Here is an 18,451-nt window from a genome sequence, read left to right as displayed (position 1 = left end):
GCCTCACCGTTCGGACTTCGATGAACATCCGGTTTCTTGAAACCTTCGTCTGGCTCGCGAAGCTGGAGAACTTCCGGCTCACGGCCGAGAAACTGCACACGACGCAGGCGGCCGTGTCGAGCCGCATCGCGTCGCTTGAAGAGGCGTTCGACGTGCGGCTGTTCGACCGCAACACGCGCTCGGCCACGCTCACGCCCGCGGGCCGGCGCATGCTCGCGTACGCGGAGCGGATCGTGCGGCTCGACGGCGAGATGCGGCGCGACATCGACGCGGCGAGCGACGCCGGCCTGATCCGGATCGGCGTGATCGAGTCGATCGTGCACAGCTGGTTTCCGGCGCTGATGGCGCAATTGCGCGAGCGCTATCCGCGCCTCGACGTCGAGATCACGAGCGACACGACGCTGCACCTGATCCGCCTGCTCAGCACCGACGGCGTCGACCTGATCCTGCAGACCGACCCGGTGCCCGGCCCCGACTTCACGAACCTGCCGCTGTGCGAATTTCCGGTGCGCTGGGCGGCGAGCCCGCGTCTCGGGCTCGGCGGCGAACGGCTCGACGTCGCGCGGCTTGCCGCGTACCCGATCATCAGCTTTTCGCGCCACTCGGGGCCGCACGCGACGATCGAGCGGCTGTTCGCTGCTGTCGAGCGGCCGGCCAGCATCAACTGCATCACGTCGGTCGCCGCGATGATCCGGCTCGTCGCCGACGGTTTCGGCGTGGCCGCGCTGCCGCCCGCGATCATCGGGCGCGAACTGCAGGAAGGCGCGCTCGAACTGCTCGACGTGGAACCCGAATTCCCCGCGCTGCCGCTCGTCGCGTCGTATCGCACGCAGGGCCTGCCGGTCGCCGCGCGCATCGCGGAACTGGCGAGCGAAGTCGCGCGCGCGATGCCGGCCGCCGCGAGCCATGCGAAGCCGGCCGCATCGGCAAAGGCCGAGGCCGATTCCGTCGGCAAGGCCGCTGCCCGGCCAGCGACAAAGACCGGAACCGCGGCGGCAAAACGCACGCCGAAATCCGCGTCGCCCGCTGCTGCGGCGAAACGCCGTCCGCGCCGCTCATAAGAAAACCTGTTCACCGCGAATTTGTTTTCTTGTTGGACGGGCGCGGCCCGTCTTCGGGACACTGCGGTTCCTGACACACCCCGTCACAAGGAACCCGCAATGACCCGCCTTTCCCTTCCGCACGGCCAGCTCTGCGTCTGGACGGATATCGACCCCGCGCACGAAGCCGATTTCAACGCGTGGTACGACCGCGAGCACATGCAGGAGCGTGTCGCGATTCCCGGCTTCACGCATGCGCGGCGGTTTCGCGCGACCGACGGCGGCCCGCGCAAGTACCTCGCGCTGTACGTGACGGACACGCTCGACGTGTTCCGCGGCGATGCCTATCGGCGCGCGTTCACGCAGCAGAGCGCATGGTCGCTCGCGAACTTCGAACGCATGACGGGCACGCAGCGGCGGGTCGGCGACCTGACGATCGAGGCCGGCGATGGCGAAGGCATGCATCTCGCGCTGTTCGTGCTGCCGCCCGAACGCATCGACGTGCCGCACCTGCGCGAGCGCTTCGACGCGGCGCTGCGCGAACCCGGCATCCATGCGGCGCGGCTGTTCCGCACCGCGCCGGACCTGTCCGCGCCGATCGGCGCCGATGCCGCCACGCGTCCGGCCGCCGACGCGCTCGTCCTGATCGAAGGCAGCGACGCCGCGGCTACGCGCCGCGTCGCCGCCGCCATCGCCGGTCACGACGACGTGCGCACCTTCGACCTGATGTGGCGCGCCGCCGCGCCGCTGCCGGTGGCACGCGCCGAAACGCAGCAGGCCGCCGCCCTGCCGGCCTGAACGCCGGCTTCGCCGCCGGCGGCCTCCGTCATCCGCACGCGGGCGGCGCATCGGCCCGCGCGCGTACCCCCGTCATCCTTCACGACCTGCCCGACACCATGAGCACTCTCGCCCAGCCCGCCGCCCACGCGCCCCGCCGTGTCCGCAACAGCCGACTCGCGTCCGCGAGCATGATCGGCACGTCGCTCGAGTGGTACGACTTCACGATCTACAACACGCTCGCCGCGCTCGTCTTCAACCATCTGTTCTTTCCGTCGGTCGACCCGCTGGCCGGCACGATCCTCGCGTTCTCGACCTATGCGGTCGGCTACGTGTCGCGCCCGCTCGGCGGCTTCGTGTTCGGCAACCTCGGCGACCGCATCGGCCGCCGCGCGGTGCTGATGCTCACGCTCGTGCTGATGGGGGTGACGACGGCGCTGATGGGCGCGCTGCCGACCTATGCGCAGGCGGGCATCCTGAGCCCGATCCTGCTCGTCGCGCTGCGCTTCGTGCAGGGCGTCGCGCTCGGCGGCGAATGGGCCGGCGCGGTGCTGCTGTCGGTCGAGCACGGCGACCAGAAGCGGCGCGGGCTGTCCGCGTCGTGGACGCAGATGGGCCCGTCGTTCGGCACGCTGCTGGGCACCGGCTGCATCGCGCTCGTGACGCTGTCCACCACGTCCGACACCTTCCTGTCGTGGGGCTGGCGCGTGCCGTTCGCGGCCAGCGCGCTGCTCGTGGTGTTCGGCTTCTGGCTGCGCCGCGGCGTCGACGAAACGCCGCAATTCGAGCAGCTCGCCGAGTCGCACGCGACCGCCGAAGTGCCCGTCGCCGAAGTGCTGAAATGCCACTGGCGGCGCCTGCTGATCGCCGGCGGCTCGCGCATCGGCTCCGACGTGCTGTATGCGCTGATCGTCGTGTTCACGCTGACCTACGTGACGACCGTGCTGCACCTGTCGCGCCCCGTCGCACTGACGGCGGTGATGGTCGGCACGGCCTGCAACGCGCTCGCGGTGCCGTTCTTCGGCGCGCTGTCGGACCGCTTCGGGCGCCGTCCGGTGTACCTCGCCGGCGCGATCGCCGGCATCGTGTGGGCGTTCGTGTTCTTCACGATGCTCGACACGGCGCGGCCGGGGGCGATCGTCGCGGCCGTCGCGATCGGCCTCGTGATCCACGCGGTGATGTACGGCCCGCAAGGCGCGTTCGTCACCGAGCAGTTCCCGACGCGCGTACGTTATGCGGGCTCGTCGCTGGCGTACACGCTCGCCGGCATCGGCGGCGGCGGCTTCGCGCCGCTCGTGATCGCGACGCTGTTCCGCCAGACGGGGACGACGACGGCCGTGTCGCTGTACGTCACCGCGGCGCTCGTCGTGACCTCGATCGCGCTGCTCGCCGCGCGCGAGACCGCGCACCGTCCGCTCGCGGACTGAGCGCTCCGGTCGAGCGCGTCATTCGCCTCGTTCATTCGCACTTCAAACGGATACCCGCATGCAAGCCCTGTCGTTCAACGTGATGTCCCTGCAACGCGCGCCGGCACAGGTCGACGTCGAGATCGAACGCGTCGTGATCGCCGGCTGGGCAGGCCGCGATCCGGAAGCGATCCGCGCGCACATCGACGAACTCGCGGCGCTCGGCGTCGCGCCGCCGTCGACCACGCCGTGTTTCTATCGCGTAGCGTCCGCGCTGCTCACGCAGGCGCCGTCGATCGGCGTGCTCGGCGCGCGCTCGGGCGGCGAGATCGAGTGCGTGCTGATCGATAGCCCGGCCGGCACGCTGGTGACGGTCGGTTCCGATCATACGGATCGGGAAGTCGAAGCCTACGGCGTCGCGGTGTCGAAACAGGTGTGCGCGAAGCCGCTGGGCCGCGATGCCTGGCGCCACGCGGATATCGCCGATCACTGGGATGCGATCGAGATGCGTTCGTGGCTGGTCCGGCCCGGCGGCGAACGCGTCGCGTATCAGCATGGCGCGCTCAGCGGACTGCTCGCGCCGGAGGTGCTGTGGCAGCGCTTCGACGACCGGCGCACGATGCCCGAGCGCTGCGCGATGTTCGGCGGTACCGTCGCCGTGCACGGCGCGATCGCGGCGATGGGCGACGGTGATGCGTTCGAAATGGAACTGCACGATCCGGTGCTCGGACGCAGCCTGCGGCACCGGTATGCGCTCGAGGCGTTGCCGGTCGTGGCGTGACGGAGGGTCGCGCGTGCGCGGGCAATGAAAGGCATCAGCCGCATGCGCGCCTGCCGCCCGCCTTCGCCACCCGCCGTCATCGCAAGCACCCGAGCCCCGCGAGCGCCGCCTCCACCGCCGTATCGAGCGGCGTCACCGGCTCGCGGCCGAGCACTGCCGTCACGCGCGCGTTGTCCATCCGGAGCGGCTCGCGCCACAGATAACGCATCTCGATCATCTCGCGCATCGTCGTGACGAACGGCGCGGCGACCCACACGAGCCACCACGGAAAACGCCGCACCGTCGGCCGCATCCCGTGCCGCTGCGCGACGCGGCGCACGGCCTGCGCCATCTGCGTGCCGTCCGCGTCCCAATGACCGCCGAGATGAAAGCGCGCGAACGGCTCCAGCGTGTCGCGCCGCTCGATCAGCTCGACCATCGTGCGCGCGACGTCCGGCACGTACGCCCATTGATGGCCGACGCCCGGCCGTCCCGGCACGCTGATGGACGCCACCGGCCGCCCTGCCTTGACGAGCCCCTGCCCGAACCAGTTGTTGCCCGCGTGCGCCCCGAAGAAATCGCCGGCCCGCACGATGATCGTGCGGACGCCCTGCGCGGTCGCCGCCTGCAATCGCTGCTCCAGCGCGACGCGGATCGCGCCCTTGCGCGTCGTCGGATGCTGCGGGGCCTCTTCGCGCAACACCGGAAACGCGTCGGGACCGTAGTTGTAGAGGGTCCCCGGCAGCACGACGGTCGCCTGCGCCACCGTCGCCGCCGCGATCGTGTTGTCGATCATCGGCAACACCTGCCCGCTCCAGTTCCGGTAGCCGGGCGGGTTCACCGCATGCACGATCACGCTGCAGCCGCGCGCCGCGCGGATCACCGTCTCGCGGTCGAGCGCGTCGCCGCGCATCCATGCGATCCCGTCGCGCTCCACCGTCGCGACGTCGAGCCCGCGCTTGAGCGCGCGCACCTGCCAGCCGGCATCGCGCAACTGACGCGCGACCTCGCCGCCGATGCCTCCGCTCGCGCCGAGCACGAGTGCCTGTCGTTGCGTCCCGCCTGCGTTCGCCGTCATTGCCGTTCTCCGTGTATGAACCGTTGACAGCACGCATTCTGGCGCCCGGCCACCTAATAAGGAATTGCTGAACCCGATCGATCTGCTATACATTTATGCATGACCATCGATCTGAACTGGGAGCGCTACCGCACCTTCCTGGCCGTGCTGACGGAAGGCTCGCTGTCGGGCGCGGCGCGCGCGCTCGGCATCACGCAGCCGACGGCCGGCCGCCACGTCGCGGCGCTCGAGGCCGCATTCGGCCAGACGCTGTTCACGCGCTCGCCGTCGGGGCTGCTGCCGACCGAGGCGGCCCTCGCGCTGCGCGGCCATGCCGAGGCGCTGCGCAGCGCGGCGGCCGCGTTCGAGCGGGCGGCCGCGAGCCACGGCGCGGGCGTGCGCGGCACCGTGCGGATCTCGGCCAGCGACGTGATCGCGGTCGAGGTGCTGCCGCCGATGCTCGCGCAATTGCGGCGCGACCATCCGGGGCTCGTGATCGAACTGGTGGCGACCGACCGCATTCAGGACGTACTGAACCGGGAGGCCGACATCGCGGTGCGGATGGCGCCGCCCGCGCAGGACGCGCTCGTCGCGCGGCGCATCGGCGAGATCGACGTCGGACTGCATGCGCGCGACGACTACCTGGCGCGCAACGGCACACCGTCGACCATCGGCGAACTCGCCCATCACGCGCTGATCGGTTTCGATACGGTCACGCCGTTCATCCGCGCGGCCGGGCGCGGGATGCCGTTGTGGAAGCGCGAGGCGTTCGCGCTGCGCACCGACAGCAATCTCGCGCAACTTGCGATGATTCGCGCGGGCTACGGGATCGGCTTCTGCCAGAACGGGCTTGCGAAGCGCGATGCGCGGCTCGTGCGCGTGCTGCCGGACGGGCCCACGATGAAACTGGAAACCTGGGTGGTCATGCACGAGGATCTGCGCACGAGCCCGCGTTGCCGGGCCGTGTTCGATGCGTTGGCGAACGGGCTGCGCGCGTATGCCGACGGGACGGCGGACTAAGCCGTTCAAACCCGCGGCGCACGCGAAGCGCCGCCAATATGTGCGTTCCCGCCGACGCGCACCCCAGTTTCACATCAGCAACTGCCGCGACAGCACCTCGCGCGCCTGCGTGACCGTCTCGCGCTCGCCGGGCATCGGCGGCGTCAGCGAGAACACCGCGTCGGGCAGCGCCGGCAGCCGGTATTTCGCGCCGAGCCGCACGAGGCCCTCGCCGATCGCCGACGCGCACAGGCAGCCGACGCCGAGCCCCGCCGCGAGCATCGACTGCAGCCCCGCGACGCCCGACGCGCTGTGCACGAGCACGTACGGCGCGTGCTGCTCGTCGAGCGAGCGCAACGCGATCTGATGCATCATGCAATCGTCCGGCAGCAGCACGAGCGGCAACTGCTCGGGCAATTGCTCGGCGAGCGCCGGCGACGCAACCCACGACAGCGGCTCGCGCCGCAGCACCCAGCGCGTATCGGCCGACGCGGGCCGGAACGGACCGCTCGACAGGTTCATCACGACGCCGAGATCGATCTGCCCGCGCGCATGGGCGGCTTCGATCTCGGCGCTCTTCATCGCGCTCACGTGCAGGCTCAGTTGCGGGTAACACTCGCGCAGCCGCGCGAGCAGGCCCGCGACTTCATGCGTGCGGTAGTAGTCGGTGATCGCGACGCGCAACTCGCCCTTGATCGCCTGTCCGCGCAGCTCGTCGAACGCAGCCTCGTTCAGCGCGACGATGCGCCGTGCATGCTGCAACAGGCGCGCGCCGGCCGGCGTCGGCTCGACGCCGCGCTTGCTGCGCACGAACAGCGGCACGCCGGCGCGCGATTCGAGCTTGCGCACCTGCTCGCTGACCGTCGACTGCGACAGGTGCAGCCGCGGCGCGGCGGCCGTCAGGCTGCCGGCGTCCGCCACCGCCGCGAATGTGCGTAACTGATCCAGGTCGAAACCGCGCATCACCCCCTCCATCCATCGGATAACCCGATGGATGCTACCACCAATTCCCGCTTTTCCGAATCATCGGCGATCGCCAGAATATCGCTTCACCGCCGTCCCTGGATCCCGTTTCGACCGGATTCTGCACGTGGCCCTCATTCTTTCGGACTTCCGTTCATGACCGACAACACCCTCGCCCCTTGCACACCGGCCGGGGCGGCCGCCGCAGCATCGCCGCGCAGCCATCACGGCTGGGCGCTCGTGGTCCTGCTGGTCGGCGCCATTCTGCCGCCGCTCGACTACTTCATCGTGAATCTCGCGCTGCCGGCCATCCGCGACGGCATCGGCGCGCGTCCGGCCGAGCTGCAGCTCGTCGTGTCGGCCTACGCGTGTGCGAACGCGGTCGTGCAGATCACCGGCGGGCGGCTTGGCGACCTGTACGGCCGCAAGCGGATGTTCATGGTCGGGATGGCCGGCTTCGTCGTCGCATCGGCGCTGTGCGGGCTCGCCGGCAGCGGCGCGGTGCTGGTCGGCGGCCGCGTGCTGCAGGGCCTGTTCGCCGCGATCCTCGCGCCGCAGGTGCTCGCCACGATCCGCAGCGTGTTCAGCCCGCAGGAGCAGGTGCGCGTGATGGGCTTCTACGGTTTCGTGTTCGGCCTCGCGGCCGTGATCGGCCAGCTCGGCGGCGGCGCACTGATCAGCCTGCATCCGTTCGGGCTCGGCTGGCGTGCGATCTTCCTGGTCAATGTGCCGATCGGCATCCTCGCGCTGCTCGGCAGCTGGCGCTTTATCCCCGAGAGCCGGCCGCCGCGTGGCCAGCGCATCGACGTGCCCGGCACGGTGCTGCTGTCGCTGTTCCTGCTGATGCTCGTCTATCCGCTCACGCACGGGCGCGAGGCGGGCTGGCCGCTGTGGATGGTCGCGTGCGTCGTCGGTGCGCTGCCGATGCTCGGCGCGCTGCTGGCGGTCGAGGCGCGCCGGCTCGCCGGCGGCCGCGATGCGCTCCTCGACGTGCGCCTGCTGCGCAACCCGGTCGTCGCGCTCGGGCTCACGCTCGCGTTCCTGTTCTACATGCTGAGCGCATTCTTCCTGAGCTACGGGATCTATCTGCAGGGCTGCCTGAACTGGTCGCCGCTCGCATCGGGGCTCGCGATCCTGCCGCTCGGCATCGGCTTCCTCGCTAGCCCGTTGCTGATGCCGTGGCTCGTCGACCGGTTCGGCGGCTATCGCGTGCTCACGCTCGGCTTCGCGATGCTCGCGGCCGGCGTCGCGACCGCCGCCGTGCTGGCCGGCGAACATGCGCCCGGCGCGGGCTTCTATGCGGGCATCGCGGCGATCGGCGTCGGGCAAGGGCTCGTGCTGCCATCGGTCGTGCGGATCGTGCTCGCGGAAGTCGATGCGGCGCGCGCCGGGGTCGCCTCCGGCATGGTCACCGCGATGCTGCAGATCGGCGCGGCCGTCGGTGCGGCGACGCTCGGCGGATTGTTCTTCGCGCGGCTCGGCGCGCAGCCGGGGGCGCTCGACTACGTGCAGGGCTTCAGGACGGCGATGTGGGCGCTGACGGTCGTGCTGCTCGTGTGCGTCGCGCTGTCGGCCGCGTTGGGGCCGATGCATCGGCGGGCGCGGGCCCGCGCGTGATGGCGGCGGGCGCGGGGCACATCCTCGGTGGCGACACGGAAACGGTGCATGCGCGAGCGCTCGCCGGCATCGGGCTCACGGGTGATGCTTGAGCGGCGCGTGGCGCGCTTCCCATGCGGCCAGTTCGACGCGATAGCGCGCCAGCGCTTCGTCGTACAGGTCGAAAACGCACGGCGAGCAGCCGCTGTTGCAGCAGTCTTCCAGTTCAGGTTGTTCAGGCGGGGTGGGACGCGGATCGTCGTCCGGCGTATCCGCGGAGGCAGGCTTGGTCACGTCTTCATTCGGTCACATGAGGCTGAACGAACAGTATACGGTGATGGACTGCGACATGCAGGCACCCCGCCCGCGCGAGGCCATGCATTCGCGCGTCGACGACCGACCAACAGGAGCCGCGTCATGGCCGAAGCAGTGAATCCGCCGGAACTCTGGGCGCCGTTCGGCGCGTTCTCGATGGCCGTAGTCCAGGGCGACGGCCGGATCGTCCATCTGAAGGGACAGGTCGCACTCGATAGGGACGGACACGTCGTCGGTGCGGCCGACATGCGCGCGCAGGTCCGGCAAACGCTCGGCAACATTCGCGACGTGCTCGCCGCGATGGGCGGCCAGATGCGGGATGTGATCTCGCTGGTTCACTACGCGACCGACATCGACGCTTTCATGCAGGCCGGCGACATCCGCGAGACGTTCTTCGCCGAACCCTATCCCGTGACGACGACCGTCCAGGTCGAACGTCTCTACCGCCCCGATCTGCTGATCGAAATCGCGGCGATCGCGGAAATTCCGCGTGCGCGATTCCGGCTGCGTTGACGTCGTGCCCGGGCGCGATAGCCGGCCACCCGCTACGCCACGCGCCCGCTCACCGGAATCGATGCACCGGTGATCGCCTGCGCATCGGTCGACAGCAGGAACCCGATCGTCGCCGCGAGCTGTTCGGGCCGGACCCAGCGCGAGAAGTCCGCGTCCGGCATGTCCGCACGGTTCGGCGGCGTGTCGATGATGCTCGGCAGCAGCGCGTTCACGGTCACGCCGCGATCGAGCAGTTCCGCCGCCAGCGCCTCGGTGAGCCGCGCGACGCCCGCCTTGGCCGCCGCATACGCGCCCATTCCCGCGCCGGCCTTGAACGCCGCGCCCGCGCCGATGTTGACGATACGGCCGGCCGGACTCGCCACCAGGTACGGCAGCGCGGCCTTCGATGCGTTCAGCGCCGTCTTCACGTTCAGTTCGTACATGCGGTCCCACGTGGCTGCATCGCCGTCGGCGATCGTCTGCCATACGAACGCGCCCGCGATGTTCAGCAGCGCGTCGACCCGGCCGAATTCGCGATTCACGGTATCGAGCGCGCGCGCGGCCGCCTGCGGATCGACGAGGTCGATGCCGCCGATGCGCAGCGCATCGGCCGGCACGCCGGGCAACGCGTGCGCGTCCGTCGCCGCGCCGCGGCCGATCAGCGCGACGCGGGCGCCGCGCTGGCCGAGCCACGCGGCCGTGGCGACGCCGAGATGACCGAATCCGCCGGTGATCGCGACTACCTTGCCTTTCAGGTCGTGTTCCATCGATGTGCTCTCCTGAGTCTAGGGATGATTGCTGATGCGTAGTTAGGGGGCAATGCCGGCCGCGACACGGACGCGCCCGGCCGGCGGTTCGACAGCGTAGCGCCGTTCACGCTTGCTTGCGCATTGCGACGCATGCGTGGATGCCGGCCACGTCGGCGAGCCGACACGCCGGCACTGCACGCGTGCGCCACGCCCGGGCGGGCATAATGCCCGATCACGGTGCGCCGCGCGATGCATCATGATCGCGCCGGACCCTTGAACGGCGTGAGCCGTTTCCGTATCGAAACCCGAACCTCAACCCGTCTACCCCATGCAAGTAATCGTCGTTGGCACCGGCAAACTGGCAACCGAACTGCTCGGCTCGCACCGGCTCGACCCGTCAACCTGTCACGTAATGGCCTGGTCCGAGCATGCACGCACCGAGCCGCAACGTAGCGATGACGCCCGGCGTAGCGACGCGCGACGTAGCGACGCCCGATCGATCGTCGTGCACGCCGGGTCCGGCCGCGAACTGCCCGCCGCGATCGCATTCTGCCGGGCAACCGGTTCGCCGCTCGTCGAGCTGTCCACCGGCTCCGACCTCGAAACCGGATCGCACGACTTCCCCATCGTGCTCTGTCCGAATACGAACATCCTGATGCTCAAGTTCATGAGCATGCTGGAAACCAGCGGCCACCTGTTTCGCGACTGCCGCATCAGCGTGACGGAGTCGCACCAGGCCAGCAAGACATCCGTGCCCGGCACCGCGGTCGGCATCGGTCAATCGCTCGGCATTCCAGCGCAGGAGATCCGCTCCGTACGCGACCCGCACGAGCAGCGCGACGCATTGCAGATTCCCGACGATCAGCTCGGCCGCCATGCGTTCCACCGAATCCGCATCGAGGACGACGCGTGCAGCCTGCAGTTCGAATCCCGCGTGTACGGCGCGTCGCCTTACGCGGACGGCGTGTCGCGGATCGTCGAGGCCGTCCGGCGGCACGCGCTCGAACCTCGCCGGTATTCGATCGTCGAGTTCATTCACAACGGCTGGCTGTAGGCGCGGCACACGCGACGACGCCCGGGCCAGCCGCCGACGCGCCGGCCGGCGCACGCGACGGCCGCAATCGCGCCATCGTCGACGCTCGCGTCATGCGTCCCCCAGCACGGCCCCGCTCTCGGGCAACGTCGCGCCGCCATCGACGACGATCGTCTGCCCGGTGATGTACGCCGCGTCGGCCGACGCGAGAAACAGCATCGCGTTCGCGATGTCCTCCGGCTCGCCCATCCGCGCGAGCGGAATGTCGCGCGCGATCTGCGCAGTGACCGACGCATCGCCAAGATTGCCGGCCGCCGGCGTGCGGATCATTCCCGGCTCGACGCCGTTGACCGTCACGTTGCGGCGCGCGAGTTCAAGCGCGGCCGCGCGGATGAAGCCGTTCACGCCGGCCTTCGACGCCGCGTAGTGCGCGAGCCCCGGATAGACGACGCGCGGCCCGGTGACCGACGACGTGACGAGCAGCCGCCCCGCCCCCGTGCGCTCGAATGCCGGCAGCGCGGCCTGCGCGAGCCAGAACAGCGCCGACAGGTTGACCGACAGCGTCCGCGCGAGCGTCGGCTCGTCGATCTGCGCAAACGGCGTCAGCGGAAAATACGCGGCGTTGTGGACGACGACGTCGAGCCGGCCGCCATCGCGTTCGACCGCTGCAACGAGCGCGCCGAGTTCGTCGCGACTCGCGGCGTCGACGCGATACGCGCGCGCGTCGCCGCCCGCGCCGACGAGCGCGTCCGCCTGCGCGGCCGCCGCATCGGCGTTGAGATCGGCGAGCGCGACGAACGCATCGGATTGCGCGAAACGACGCGCGATCGCGGCACCGATCCCCTGCGCGGCGCCGGTGACCAGCACGACGCGTCCGCTGAAATCGGCACGCAGGCGCCCGCTGCCCGGCACGGCGCTCATCGCAGCGCCTCGCCGCCCAGCGGATGCACGGTTTCGTTCAGAACCTGCGCATGCGCGCCGATCGGGAAGTTCGACAGCGTGCCGAAATCGCCGCCCTGATAGCCGAAGATCTTGCCGTCGGTCTTGCGTTGCGCGAGGTCGATCAGCACGACGCCGAGCGTCGGCACTACTTTCTCGCGCCACACGAACAGATACAGCTCAGCGGCGATCCTGAAGTAATGGCAGCGGTCCACGTCGGCGAGCCCGCCTTCGACGCCCTGCAGGCATTGCCATGCGTAGAAGTTCTCGTTCAGGTAGATGTGCTCGTAGCATTCGGTCGGGCTGTAGCGATACATCGTCCGCTTGCCGATCAATTCGCGCGTGGGGCCGTGCAGCGGGCCCGGCTGCGCGTGGCCGCCCAGCGTGCCGTGCCGGAACGCCGCGTCGACGCCCGTCAGCGGCAGCCCGCGCGCGACGCGGGTGAACGCGTCGATATGCGTGTCGGCCTCGGTCGGCAGCGTACCGACCACCGACGTCCACACGCCGTTGCCGACGTCGATCACGAGGCTGACCGATGTCGCGCGTGCTGTCGGATCGATGTAATCGACGAAGTACAGTGCGTCGCGCAAGCGCGTCACGCGGCACGGTGCGCAGCCGCCGGTGTCGGTCGCCGCATCCCGCCATTGCAGCGCGCCCGCCTCGAACGTATAGACGCGCCATGCACCGGCTGCGTCGCCGAGGGCCAGCGAGCGCCCGACGAGTGCGTTCACGGGCGCTAGGACGTGCGCGTCCGGCGCGAAACCGTCCGCGAGCGCGCCAACCTGAATGAATACCGGATCCTGTCGTTCCACCTGCCGTCTCCCGCGCAGCTTCAGGCCCGGCGGGCCATGTACGCTGCTCATGTGCACATGGTGCGGGCTGCGCGCGCCGCGCGGTATCGGCCAAAAGGATGAAGGGCGCGCGGCGCCGGAACGCGCTAGAGTGCACGTGATCCGCGCCGCTGCCGGCGCAAGGAGCGCACATGCATCGCATCACCCATTACCGACGGACCGCCGAAGGAATCGAGGCGATCGGCCTCGAGTCCGATCGCGCGTTTCCGCGGCACGCGCATGACGAATTCGGGGTCGGCGTGATCGTCAGCGGCGCGCACCGGTCGTGGAGCGGCCGCGGGCAGGTCGACGCGCTGGCCGGCGACGCGATCATGGTCAATCCGGGCGAAATGCACGACGGGATGCCGATCGATGCGGGCACGGGCCGGCGCTGGCGGATGCTGTATCTCGCGCCCGCGCTGGTTGCGGCCGTCGCGAGCGAAGAAGGCCTCGAAGGCGTCGAACTCACGCATCCGGCCGTGCGCGACGCACGGCTCGCCGCCGCCTTCGGCCGGTTGCATGCGCGGATCGTCGCAGGCGAAACGCTGCCGCTCGCCCGAGACGAGGCCCTCGTGACGCTGGTCGCCGGGCTGCTCGCGCGGCATTCGAACCGCGCGCTGCCGGCCGCCGGCGTCGCGCCGGCGATCCGCATCGCCCGCGAGCGGCTCGATGCGGCACCCGCCGCACCCGTTTCGCTTGCCGAACTGGCCGGCCTGAGCGGCGTGAGCCGCTTCCAGCTGCTGCGCGGGTTCGCGCGCGAGCTCGGCATCACGCCGCACGCGTATCTGCTGCAATCGCGCACGCGACTGGCTCGTGCGCTGCTTGCAAGCGGCCGGCCGATCGCGGATGCCGCTGCCGAAGCCGGGTTCGCCGACCAGAGCCACCTGACGCGCGCATTCGCGCGCCAGTTCGGCATCACGCCGGGGCGATTCACACAGGCCGGCTGACGGGCTGGTTGTCCCGAGGAAAGGCCCCGACGCGATGCTGGCCGCGGTACGGCACGACGACGCGGATCGCTGCCATTCCGTAGCATTCCGCAGCATTCCGTAGCGGCAGCGCTGAATGCCTGCATGACCGGCTACCCCGGGACCGTCGATGCAGCGCGCCGCCACGCGCCCTGCCCCTCGCCAGCCTCGCTGCAATTTCGTTCAAGACGCCCGCGCCGCCGCACGGCACGATGCGGCGCATGAAGACACGACTGATCGGCTATCTCTATCTCGCGGCCGCGATGGCGGGCGTCGGCAGCACCGTCATCGCGAGCCGGCTCGCGGCCGGCGGCCTGCCGCCGTTCGCGGCCACCGCGCTGCGCTTCCTGATCGCAACCCCGCTGCTATACGCACTGATGCGGGCGCAACGAATGCGATGGCCGCGTATCCGCACGCGCGACGCCGTACTGCTGATCGTCCAGGCCGCGGCGGGCGGGGTCGGCTATACCGTGCTGCTGATCAGCGGCACGAAGCTGTCGTCGCCGATCGATGCCGGCGTGATGCTCGGCACGCTGCCGGCGATGTCCACGCTGATCGCGGCGCTCGTGCTGCGCGAGCGGCAGACGCCGCGCGACTGGAGTGCGGCCGCGCTCGCCACCGCCGGCGTGCTGTTCGTCACGTTCGCACCCGGCCAGGCCATGCCGTCGCTGCGGACGCTCGCCGGCGACGCGCTGGTGCTCGCCGCCGTCGCATGCGAAGCCGTGTTCATCCTGCTCAACCGGCGGCTGTCGGCACCGTTGCCGCCGCTCGCGCTGTCGACGGCGATGTCGGGCCTCGGCTTCATGCTCGCACTGGTGCCGGCCGCGTTCGAATGGCACGCGCTGGCGACCGGCTGGACGGTCGGCGCGATATCGGCAATCGCGTACTACGCGCTGGTACCGACCGTGCTCGGCTACCTCTGCTGGTATGCGGGTTCGGCACGCACGAGCGGCACCGAGGCCGCGCTGTTCACGGCAGTCGCGCCGGTCTCGGCCGTGCTGTTCGCCGTCGCGTTGTTCGGCGAGACGCTCGGCGGCACGCGGCTGCTCGGCATCGCGCTCGTCGTCACGGGAATGCTGGTGGGCGCGACGCGGCGACGTGAACCACCGCCACCCGAAACGGACGCACGGTCGAGGTTGCCGACGGGGCCGGCGGCATCCACGTCGACGGCGAGCGATTGATCCGCGCGAGCGACGACTGTTGGAATGACTGTAGGAATGTGTCCGCGCGCGGCAAAACCGTTGCGAACCGTCGCGCAAGATGCAATATTCGCGGGGCCGGGCCATTTGACAACCATCGAACAACAATTCGAATCGCCATGAACAAGAAGGAAGCCAGAACGAGAATCGCGGCGCTGCTGTCCGCGGGCGCAAGGAAGGCCGACGTGCTGGCCGAGTTGGCCGGACAGGGCCTCAAGGATCCCGTGCTCGCGCGCCTGATCGCGTCGCGCCCCGACCCCGAGCTTTGCAGAAAGAACAAGGTACACACCTGGATCCTGATCGGGCTCGGCATCGCGCAGTTGCTGATCAGCCTCGCACTCAGCTATCTCATCGCAGAAGCCGCCAGCGCATCCGGCGGCACCGGCATGCTCGGCAAAGGCCTTGCGGTGCTGTTCCTCGTGCTGACCGTGCCGCTGTCCCTGCTGTTCATCTGGGGCTTTGCGACCCATCGCGTCGGCGCGTATCACGCGTTCATCATTCTTTCACTGCTGCAACTGCCGAAGACCATCGCCGATCTCGCACACGATCCGTCGTCGGCGCTGCCGAGCCTCGGGGTGACGGTCATCCTGCTGGGCTACGTCTGGTTCGTCCGCAACCAGCTGTTCCCCGACTTCGGCTGGTTCACGCCCCGCAAGGTCGACGGCCGTTACGCATTCGTGGAAGGCGCCTGACGCCGCGTCCGCCTTCGCGAACCATGAAAAAAGGCGCCGGGCCGGCCCGCAATCGCGGGACGGCCCGGCGCCTTCTGCATGTCGGAACCCGGCGGCTTACTTCGCCTTTTCAGCCGAGTTGCTGATCGCCTGGCCACCCTTCGAAATGTCCTGCCCAACGCCCGCAACGGTATTGCAACCGGCGAGCGCGGCAGTCACCACCAGCAGCACTGCAGCAATCGTACGCATCATTCTCATTCTCCTTCGAATCAACAAGCCCGACCGGGCGAATCGTATGCGGCGTGGTGCCCTGCGGCGCGCAGGACACGGGGCCTGACCTGATTATACGGAGACGGCCGCCGCACGCCAGTATTGGCCGAGCCGGCGTCATGCGGGCCACACAGCCGTGGCACGCAGATTTTCCTTGACTTCGCCGGCTCGCAAACTAATATACGCACCGCGTACATTTTCCCTCAGGTGCTGCCGATGACCGTTCCCCAGCAAGCCTTCCTGCGCGACGCGATGCGCCGCCTCAACATGACCCGCGAGGCATTCGCGAACCGCATCGGCGTGAGCCGTCGCGCGCTCGATACGTGGCTATTGCCCGACGACTCGCAGGAATCGCGCGGAATGCCCGAGATCGTCGAGCGCTTCGTGTCGGAAATCGTCGAACGCTCGGCCCCGGACGGCGGCGACTATACGCAAAGCGTAGACAAACAAGGGCTCTCGAAGCAATTCCTGTTCGAAGGCAAGCCGCAGTTGATCTCGGTGGACCAGTTCTCGCGCGATTCGGTCGAGGCGCTGTTCCGTGTGGCCGACGTCATGCAGCCGATCGCGCGCCGCCACAAGATTTCGCGCGTGCTCGAAGGCGCGGTGCTCGGCAACCTGTTCTTCGAAGCCAGCACGCGCACCCGCGTGTCGTTCGGCGCGGCCTTCTGCCGGCTCGGCGGCTCGGTATGCGACACGACCGGCTTCACGTTCTCGTCGATGGCCAAGGGCGAATCGATCTACGACACGAGCCGCGTGATGGCCGGCTATGTCGACGCACTCGTGATCCGCCACCCGGAGAAAGGCTCGGTTGCCGAATTCGCCCGCGCGACCAACCTGCCGGTGATCAATGGCGGCGACGGCCCGGGCGAACACCCGAGCCAGGCGCTGCTCGATCTCTATACGATCCAGCGCGAATTCTCGCGACTCGGCAAGATCGTCGACGGCGCGCACATCGCGCTCGTCGGCGACCTGAAATACGGCCGCACCGTGCACTCGCTCGTCAAGCTGCTCGCGCTGTACCGCGGGCTGAAGTTCACGCTCGTATCGCCGCCGACGCTCGAAATGCCCGCTTACATCATCGATCAGATCGCGACCAACGGCCATGCGATCGAGCAGACCAACGACCTCGCGGCCGGGCTGCGCGGCGCGGATGTCGTCTATGCGACGCGGATCCAGAAGGAGCGCTTCACCGACGAGTCGTTCGAAGGCTACACGCCGGATTTCCAGATCAACCAGGCACTCGTCGATTCGGTCTGCAAGCCCGACACGCTGATCATGCACCCGCTGCCGCGCGACAGCCGGCCCGGCGCGAACGACCTGTCGGTCGACCTGAACCGCGACCCGCGTCTCGCGATTTTCCGGCAGACCGACAACGGCATTCCGGTGCGGATGGCGATCTTCGCGGTGCTGCTCGGCGTCGAGAATCTCGTCCAGCACTCGATGCGCGACGCGACATGGCGCCCGCCGGCGTACCTCGGGCCGGAAGATGCGGTGTTTCACGGGATCGATTGAACCCGCATCAAATGCCACGCGGCCGCCGTCGATCTCTTCAGTTCAGGGGCCGCGCGCCGACATGACGCACGACGCGCCGCCTTGCACGGCGCGTTTTCATTTTCGGCGCGGGGGACGCGCGAGCAGCCGGCACGGCGTTAGCGGGCCCACGGGTCGATCACGCGCAAGCCCGCTGCTTCGAACGGCGCGACGTCGCGTGTAGCTACGATCAAGCCGTTCGCCGCGGCCGTTGCAGCGATAAATCCATCGGCAGACGCCATCGCGTTGCCCGTGGCGCGAGCCTTCGCGCGAAGGTTCGCATACGCTTTACTGGCCGCGTCGTCGAACGGCAGGATCCGGCCGCGAAACAGCGGCACGACGCGCTGCTCGATGCTTTGGTGCAGCGAGTCCCGCCTTCGCCCTTCCGGCAACGCGGCCACGCCGAAGCGCATTTCCGCGAGACTGATCGCGGCAAGAAACAGCGTCTCGACATTCTGCGCATCGAGCCACTCGATCACGGCCGCACTCGGCTCGCGTCGCAGCGGCTCGGAAATGACGTTGGTATCGACGAGGATCATTCGAAGCTCATCGGATCGGTTGGCGAACGGTCGCGCGTAACCTCGAAATCGACACCCCCCGCCTCCCGCCCGATTTCAGCCAGCAACGTTCCCAGCCTCGGCCGGCCGCCAGGCCGAACGGCCTGCTCGAGGATGTCGCGCACCTCCGCTTCGGTACTGCGACCATGTTGCGCCGCACGGATGCGAAGCGCGCGATGCACCTCGTCGGGCAAATTTCGAACTGTAATAACCGGCATGATGCACCCCGCCACAATTGCTTTCAATGCAGTCATTTTATCACCTTGCTGTCATGGGGGACGAATGAAAACGCAACCACTGTAG

The 18,451-nt window shown here is 69.2% G+C and carries 21 protein-coding genes; 12 read left to right on the top strand and 9 right to left on the bottom strand.

Annotation, left to right across the window (positions count from 1 at the left end):
- Positions 1-20: 20 nt before the first annotated feature.
- The 4 genes from SB786_RS19705 (at position 21) to SB786_RS19690 (ending at position 4,004) form a co-directional block, all read left to right on the top strand.
- Positions 21-1,061, top strand: coding sequence for a LysR family transcriptional regulator (locus SB786_RS19705; protein WP_410728911.1), 1,041 nt, complete (start codon positions 21-23; stop codon positions 1,059-1,061).
- A gap of 99 nt (positions 1,062-1,160) precedes the next feature.
- Positions 1,161-1,838: a hypothetical protein gene (locus SB786_RS19700; RefSeq protein WP_410728910.1), complete on the top strand. Its 678-nt coding sequence runs from the start codon at positions 1,161-1,163 to the stop codon at positions 1,836-1,838.
- 86 nt (positions 1,839-1,924) lie between these two features.
- Positions 1,925-3,244 carry an MFS transporter gene (locus tag SB786_RS19695; RefSeq protein ID WP_410729029.1) on the top strand — a complete coding sequence of 440 codons (1,320 nt, stop codon included), beginning with the start codon at positions 1,925-1,927 and terminating at the stop codon, positions 3,242-3,244.
- A gap of 58 nt (positions 3,245-3,302) precedes the next feature.
- A complete protein-coding gene (locus tag SB786_RS19690; protein WP_410728909.1) occupies positions 3,303-4,004 on the top strand; it encodes a DUF2848 domain-containing protein in 702 nt (233 codons plus the stop codon).
- A 76-nt stretch (positions 4,005-4,080) separates the two neighbouring features.
- Here the strand turns inward: SB786_RS19690 and SB786_RS19685 are convergent, their stop codons facing one another.
- Positions 4,081-5,061, bottom strand: coding sequence for an NAD-dependent epimerase/dehydratase family protein (locus tag SB786_RS19685; protein WP_410728908.1), 981 nt, complete (start codon positions 5,059-5,061; stop codon positions 4,081-4,083).
- 99 nt (positions 5,062-5,160) lie between these two features.
- Between SB786_RS19685 and SB786_RS19680 the strand changes: the two genes are divergently transcribed.
- Positions 5,161-6,060 (top strand): LysR family transcriptional regulator, encoded by a 900-nt coding sequence (locus SB786_RS19680; protein ID WP_410728907.1) that lies wholly within the window; start codon positions 5,161-5,163, stop codon positions 6,058-6,060.
- A 69-nt stretch (positions 6,061-6,129) separates the two neighbouring features.
- On the opposite strand, the gene SB786_RS19675 is transcribed toward SB786_RS19680, so the two are convergent.
- A complete protein-coding gene (locus tag SB786_RS19675) occupies positions 6,130-7,002 on the bottom strand; it encodes a LysR family transcriptional regulator (protein WP_410728906.1) in 873 nt (290 codons plus the stop codon).
- A gap of 156 nt (positions 7,003-7,158) precedes the next feature.
- Between SB786_RS19675 and SB786_RS19670 the strand changes: the two genes are divergently transcribed.
- Positions 7,159-8,619, top strand: a complete 1,461-nt coding sequence (locus SB786_RS19670) for an MFS transporter (RefSeq protein WP_410728905.1) — start codon at positions 7,159-7,161, stop codon at positions 8,617-8,619.
- Positions 8,620-8,694: 75 nt separating this feature from the next.
- Here the strand turns inward: SB786_RS19670 and SB786_RS19665 are convergent, their stop codons facing one another.
- Positions 8,695-8,892, bottom strand: a complete 198-nt coding sequence (locus tag SB786_RS19665; protein ID WP_034176467.1) for an oxidoreductase-like domain-containing protein — start codon at positions 8,890-8,892, stop codon at positions 8,695-8,697.
- 123 nt (positions 8,893-9,015) lie between these two features.
- Here SB786_RS19665 and SB786_RS19660 point away from each other — a divergent pair, with 123 nt between their 5' ends.
- Positions 9,016-9,426, top strand: a complete 411-nt coding sequence (locus tag SB786_RS19660; RefSeq protein ID WP_410728904.1) for a RidA family protein — start codon at positions 9,016-9,018, stop codon at positions 9,424-9,426.
- A gap of 32 nt (positions 9,427-9,458) precedes the next feature.
- On the opposite strand, the gene SB786_RS19655 is transcribed toward SB786_RS19660, so the two are convergent.
- Positions 9,459-10,172, bottom strand: coding sequence for an SDR family NAD(P)-dependent oxidoreductase (locus tag SB786_RS19655; RefSeq protein WP_410728903.1), 714 nt, complete (start codon positions 10,170-10,172; stop codon positions 9,459-9,461).
- Positions 10,173-10,482: 310 nt separating this feature from the next.
- Here SB786_RS19655 and SB786_RS19650 point away from each other — a divergent pair, with 310 nt between their 5' ends.
- A complete protein-coding gene (locus SB786_RS19650) occupies positions 10,483-11,208 on the top strand; it encodes a dihydrodipicolinate reductase (protein ID WP_410728902.1) in 726 nt (241 codons plus the stop codon).
- Positions 11,209-11,298: 90 nt separating this feature from the next.
- On the opposite strand, the gene SB786_RS19645 is transcribed toward SB786_RS19650, so the two are convergent.
- Positions 11,299-12,108 carry an SDR family oxidoreductase gene (locus SB786_RS19645; RefSeq protein WP_410728901.1) on the bottom strand — a complete coding sequence of 270 codons (810 nt, stop codon included), beginning with the start codon at positions 12,106-12,108 and terminating at the stop codon, positions 11,299-11,301.
- Positions 12,105-12,938: a molybdenum cofactor biosynthesis F family protein gene (locus tag SB786_RS19640; protein WP_410729028.1), complete on the bottom strand. Its 834-nt coding sequence runs from the start codon at positions 12,936-12,938 to the stop codon at positions 12,105-12,107. The genes SB786_RS19645 and SB786_RS19640 overlap by 4 nt, the downstream gene beginning before the upstream one ends.
- A 170-nt stretch (positions 12,939-13,108) precedes the next feature.
- On the opposite strand from SB786_RS19640, the gene SB786_RS19635 reads away from it, so the two are divergent.
- From SB786_RS19635 to SB786_RS19625, 3 genes are all read left to right on the top strand, one after another.
- Positions 13,109-13,903 (top strand): AraC family transcriptional regulator, encoded by a 795-nt coding sequence (locus tag SB786_RS19635; protein ID WP_410728900.1) that lies wholly within the window; start codon positions 13,109-13,111, stop codon positions 13,901-13,903.
- A gap of 239 nt (positions 13,904-14,142) precedes the next feature.
- Entirely contained in the window at positions 14,143-15,102 is a 960-nt protein-coding gene (locus SB786_RS19630) for a DMT family transporter (protein WP_006758099.1), read from the top strand.
- Positions 15,103-15,239: 137 nt separating this feature from the next.
- The gene (locus tag SB786_RS19625; RefSeq protein WP_410728899.1) at positions 15,240-15,812 is read left to right on the top strand and encodes a permease; all 573 of its coding nucleotides are present in this window, start codon (positions 15,240-15,242) and stop codon (positions 15,810-15,812) included.
- Between the two features lie 96 nt (positions 15,813-15,908).
- Here the strand turns inward: SB786_RS19625 and SB786_RS19620 are convergent, their stop codons facing one another.
- Entirely contained in the window at positions 15,909-16,043 is a 135-nt protein-coding gene (locus tag SB786_RS19620; protein WP_410728898.1) for an entericidin A/B family lipoprotein, read from the bottom strand.
- 234 nt (positions 16,044-16,277) lie between these two features.
- Here SB786_RS19620 and SB786_RS19615 point away from each other — a divergent pair, with 234 nt between their 5' ends.
- Entirely contained in the window at positions 16,278-17,573 is a 1,296-nt protein-coding gene (locus SB786_RS19615) for an aspartate carbamoyltransferase (RefSeq protein ID WP_410728897.1), read from the top strand.
- Positions 17,574-17,710: 137 nt separating this feature from the next.
- Here SB786_RS19615 and SB786_RS19610 read toward each other — a convergent pair whose 3' ends face one another.
- Positions 17,711-18,130: a type II toxin-antitoxin system VapC family toxin gene (locus SB786_RS19610; RefSeq protein ID WP_410728896.1), complete on the bottom strand. Its 420-nt coding sequence runs from the start codon at positions 18,128-18,130 to the stop codon at positions 17,711-17,713.
- Positions 18,127-18,366 carry a FitA-like ribbon-helix-helix domain-containing protein gene (locus SB786_RS19605; protein WP_410729027.1) on the bottom strand — a complete coding sequence of 80 codons (240 nt, stop codon included), beginning with the start codon at positions 18,364-18,366 and terminating at the stop codon, positions 18,127-18,129. The genes SB786_RS19610 and SB786_RS19605 overlap by 4 nt, the downstream gene beginning before the upstream one ends.
- Positions 18,367-18,451 lie beyond the last annotated feature (85 nt).

Source organism: Burkholderia sp. SIMBA_062 (assembly GCF_046534765.1).
Classification (GTDB): domain Bacteria; phylum Pseudomonadota; class Gammaproteobacteria; order Burkholderiales; family Burkholderiaceae; genus Burkholderia; species Burkholderia ambifaria.
Note: the sequence above shows the minus strand (reverse complement) of the source record. Positions and strands in the feature narration are given on the sequence as shown.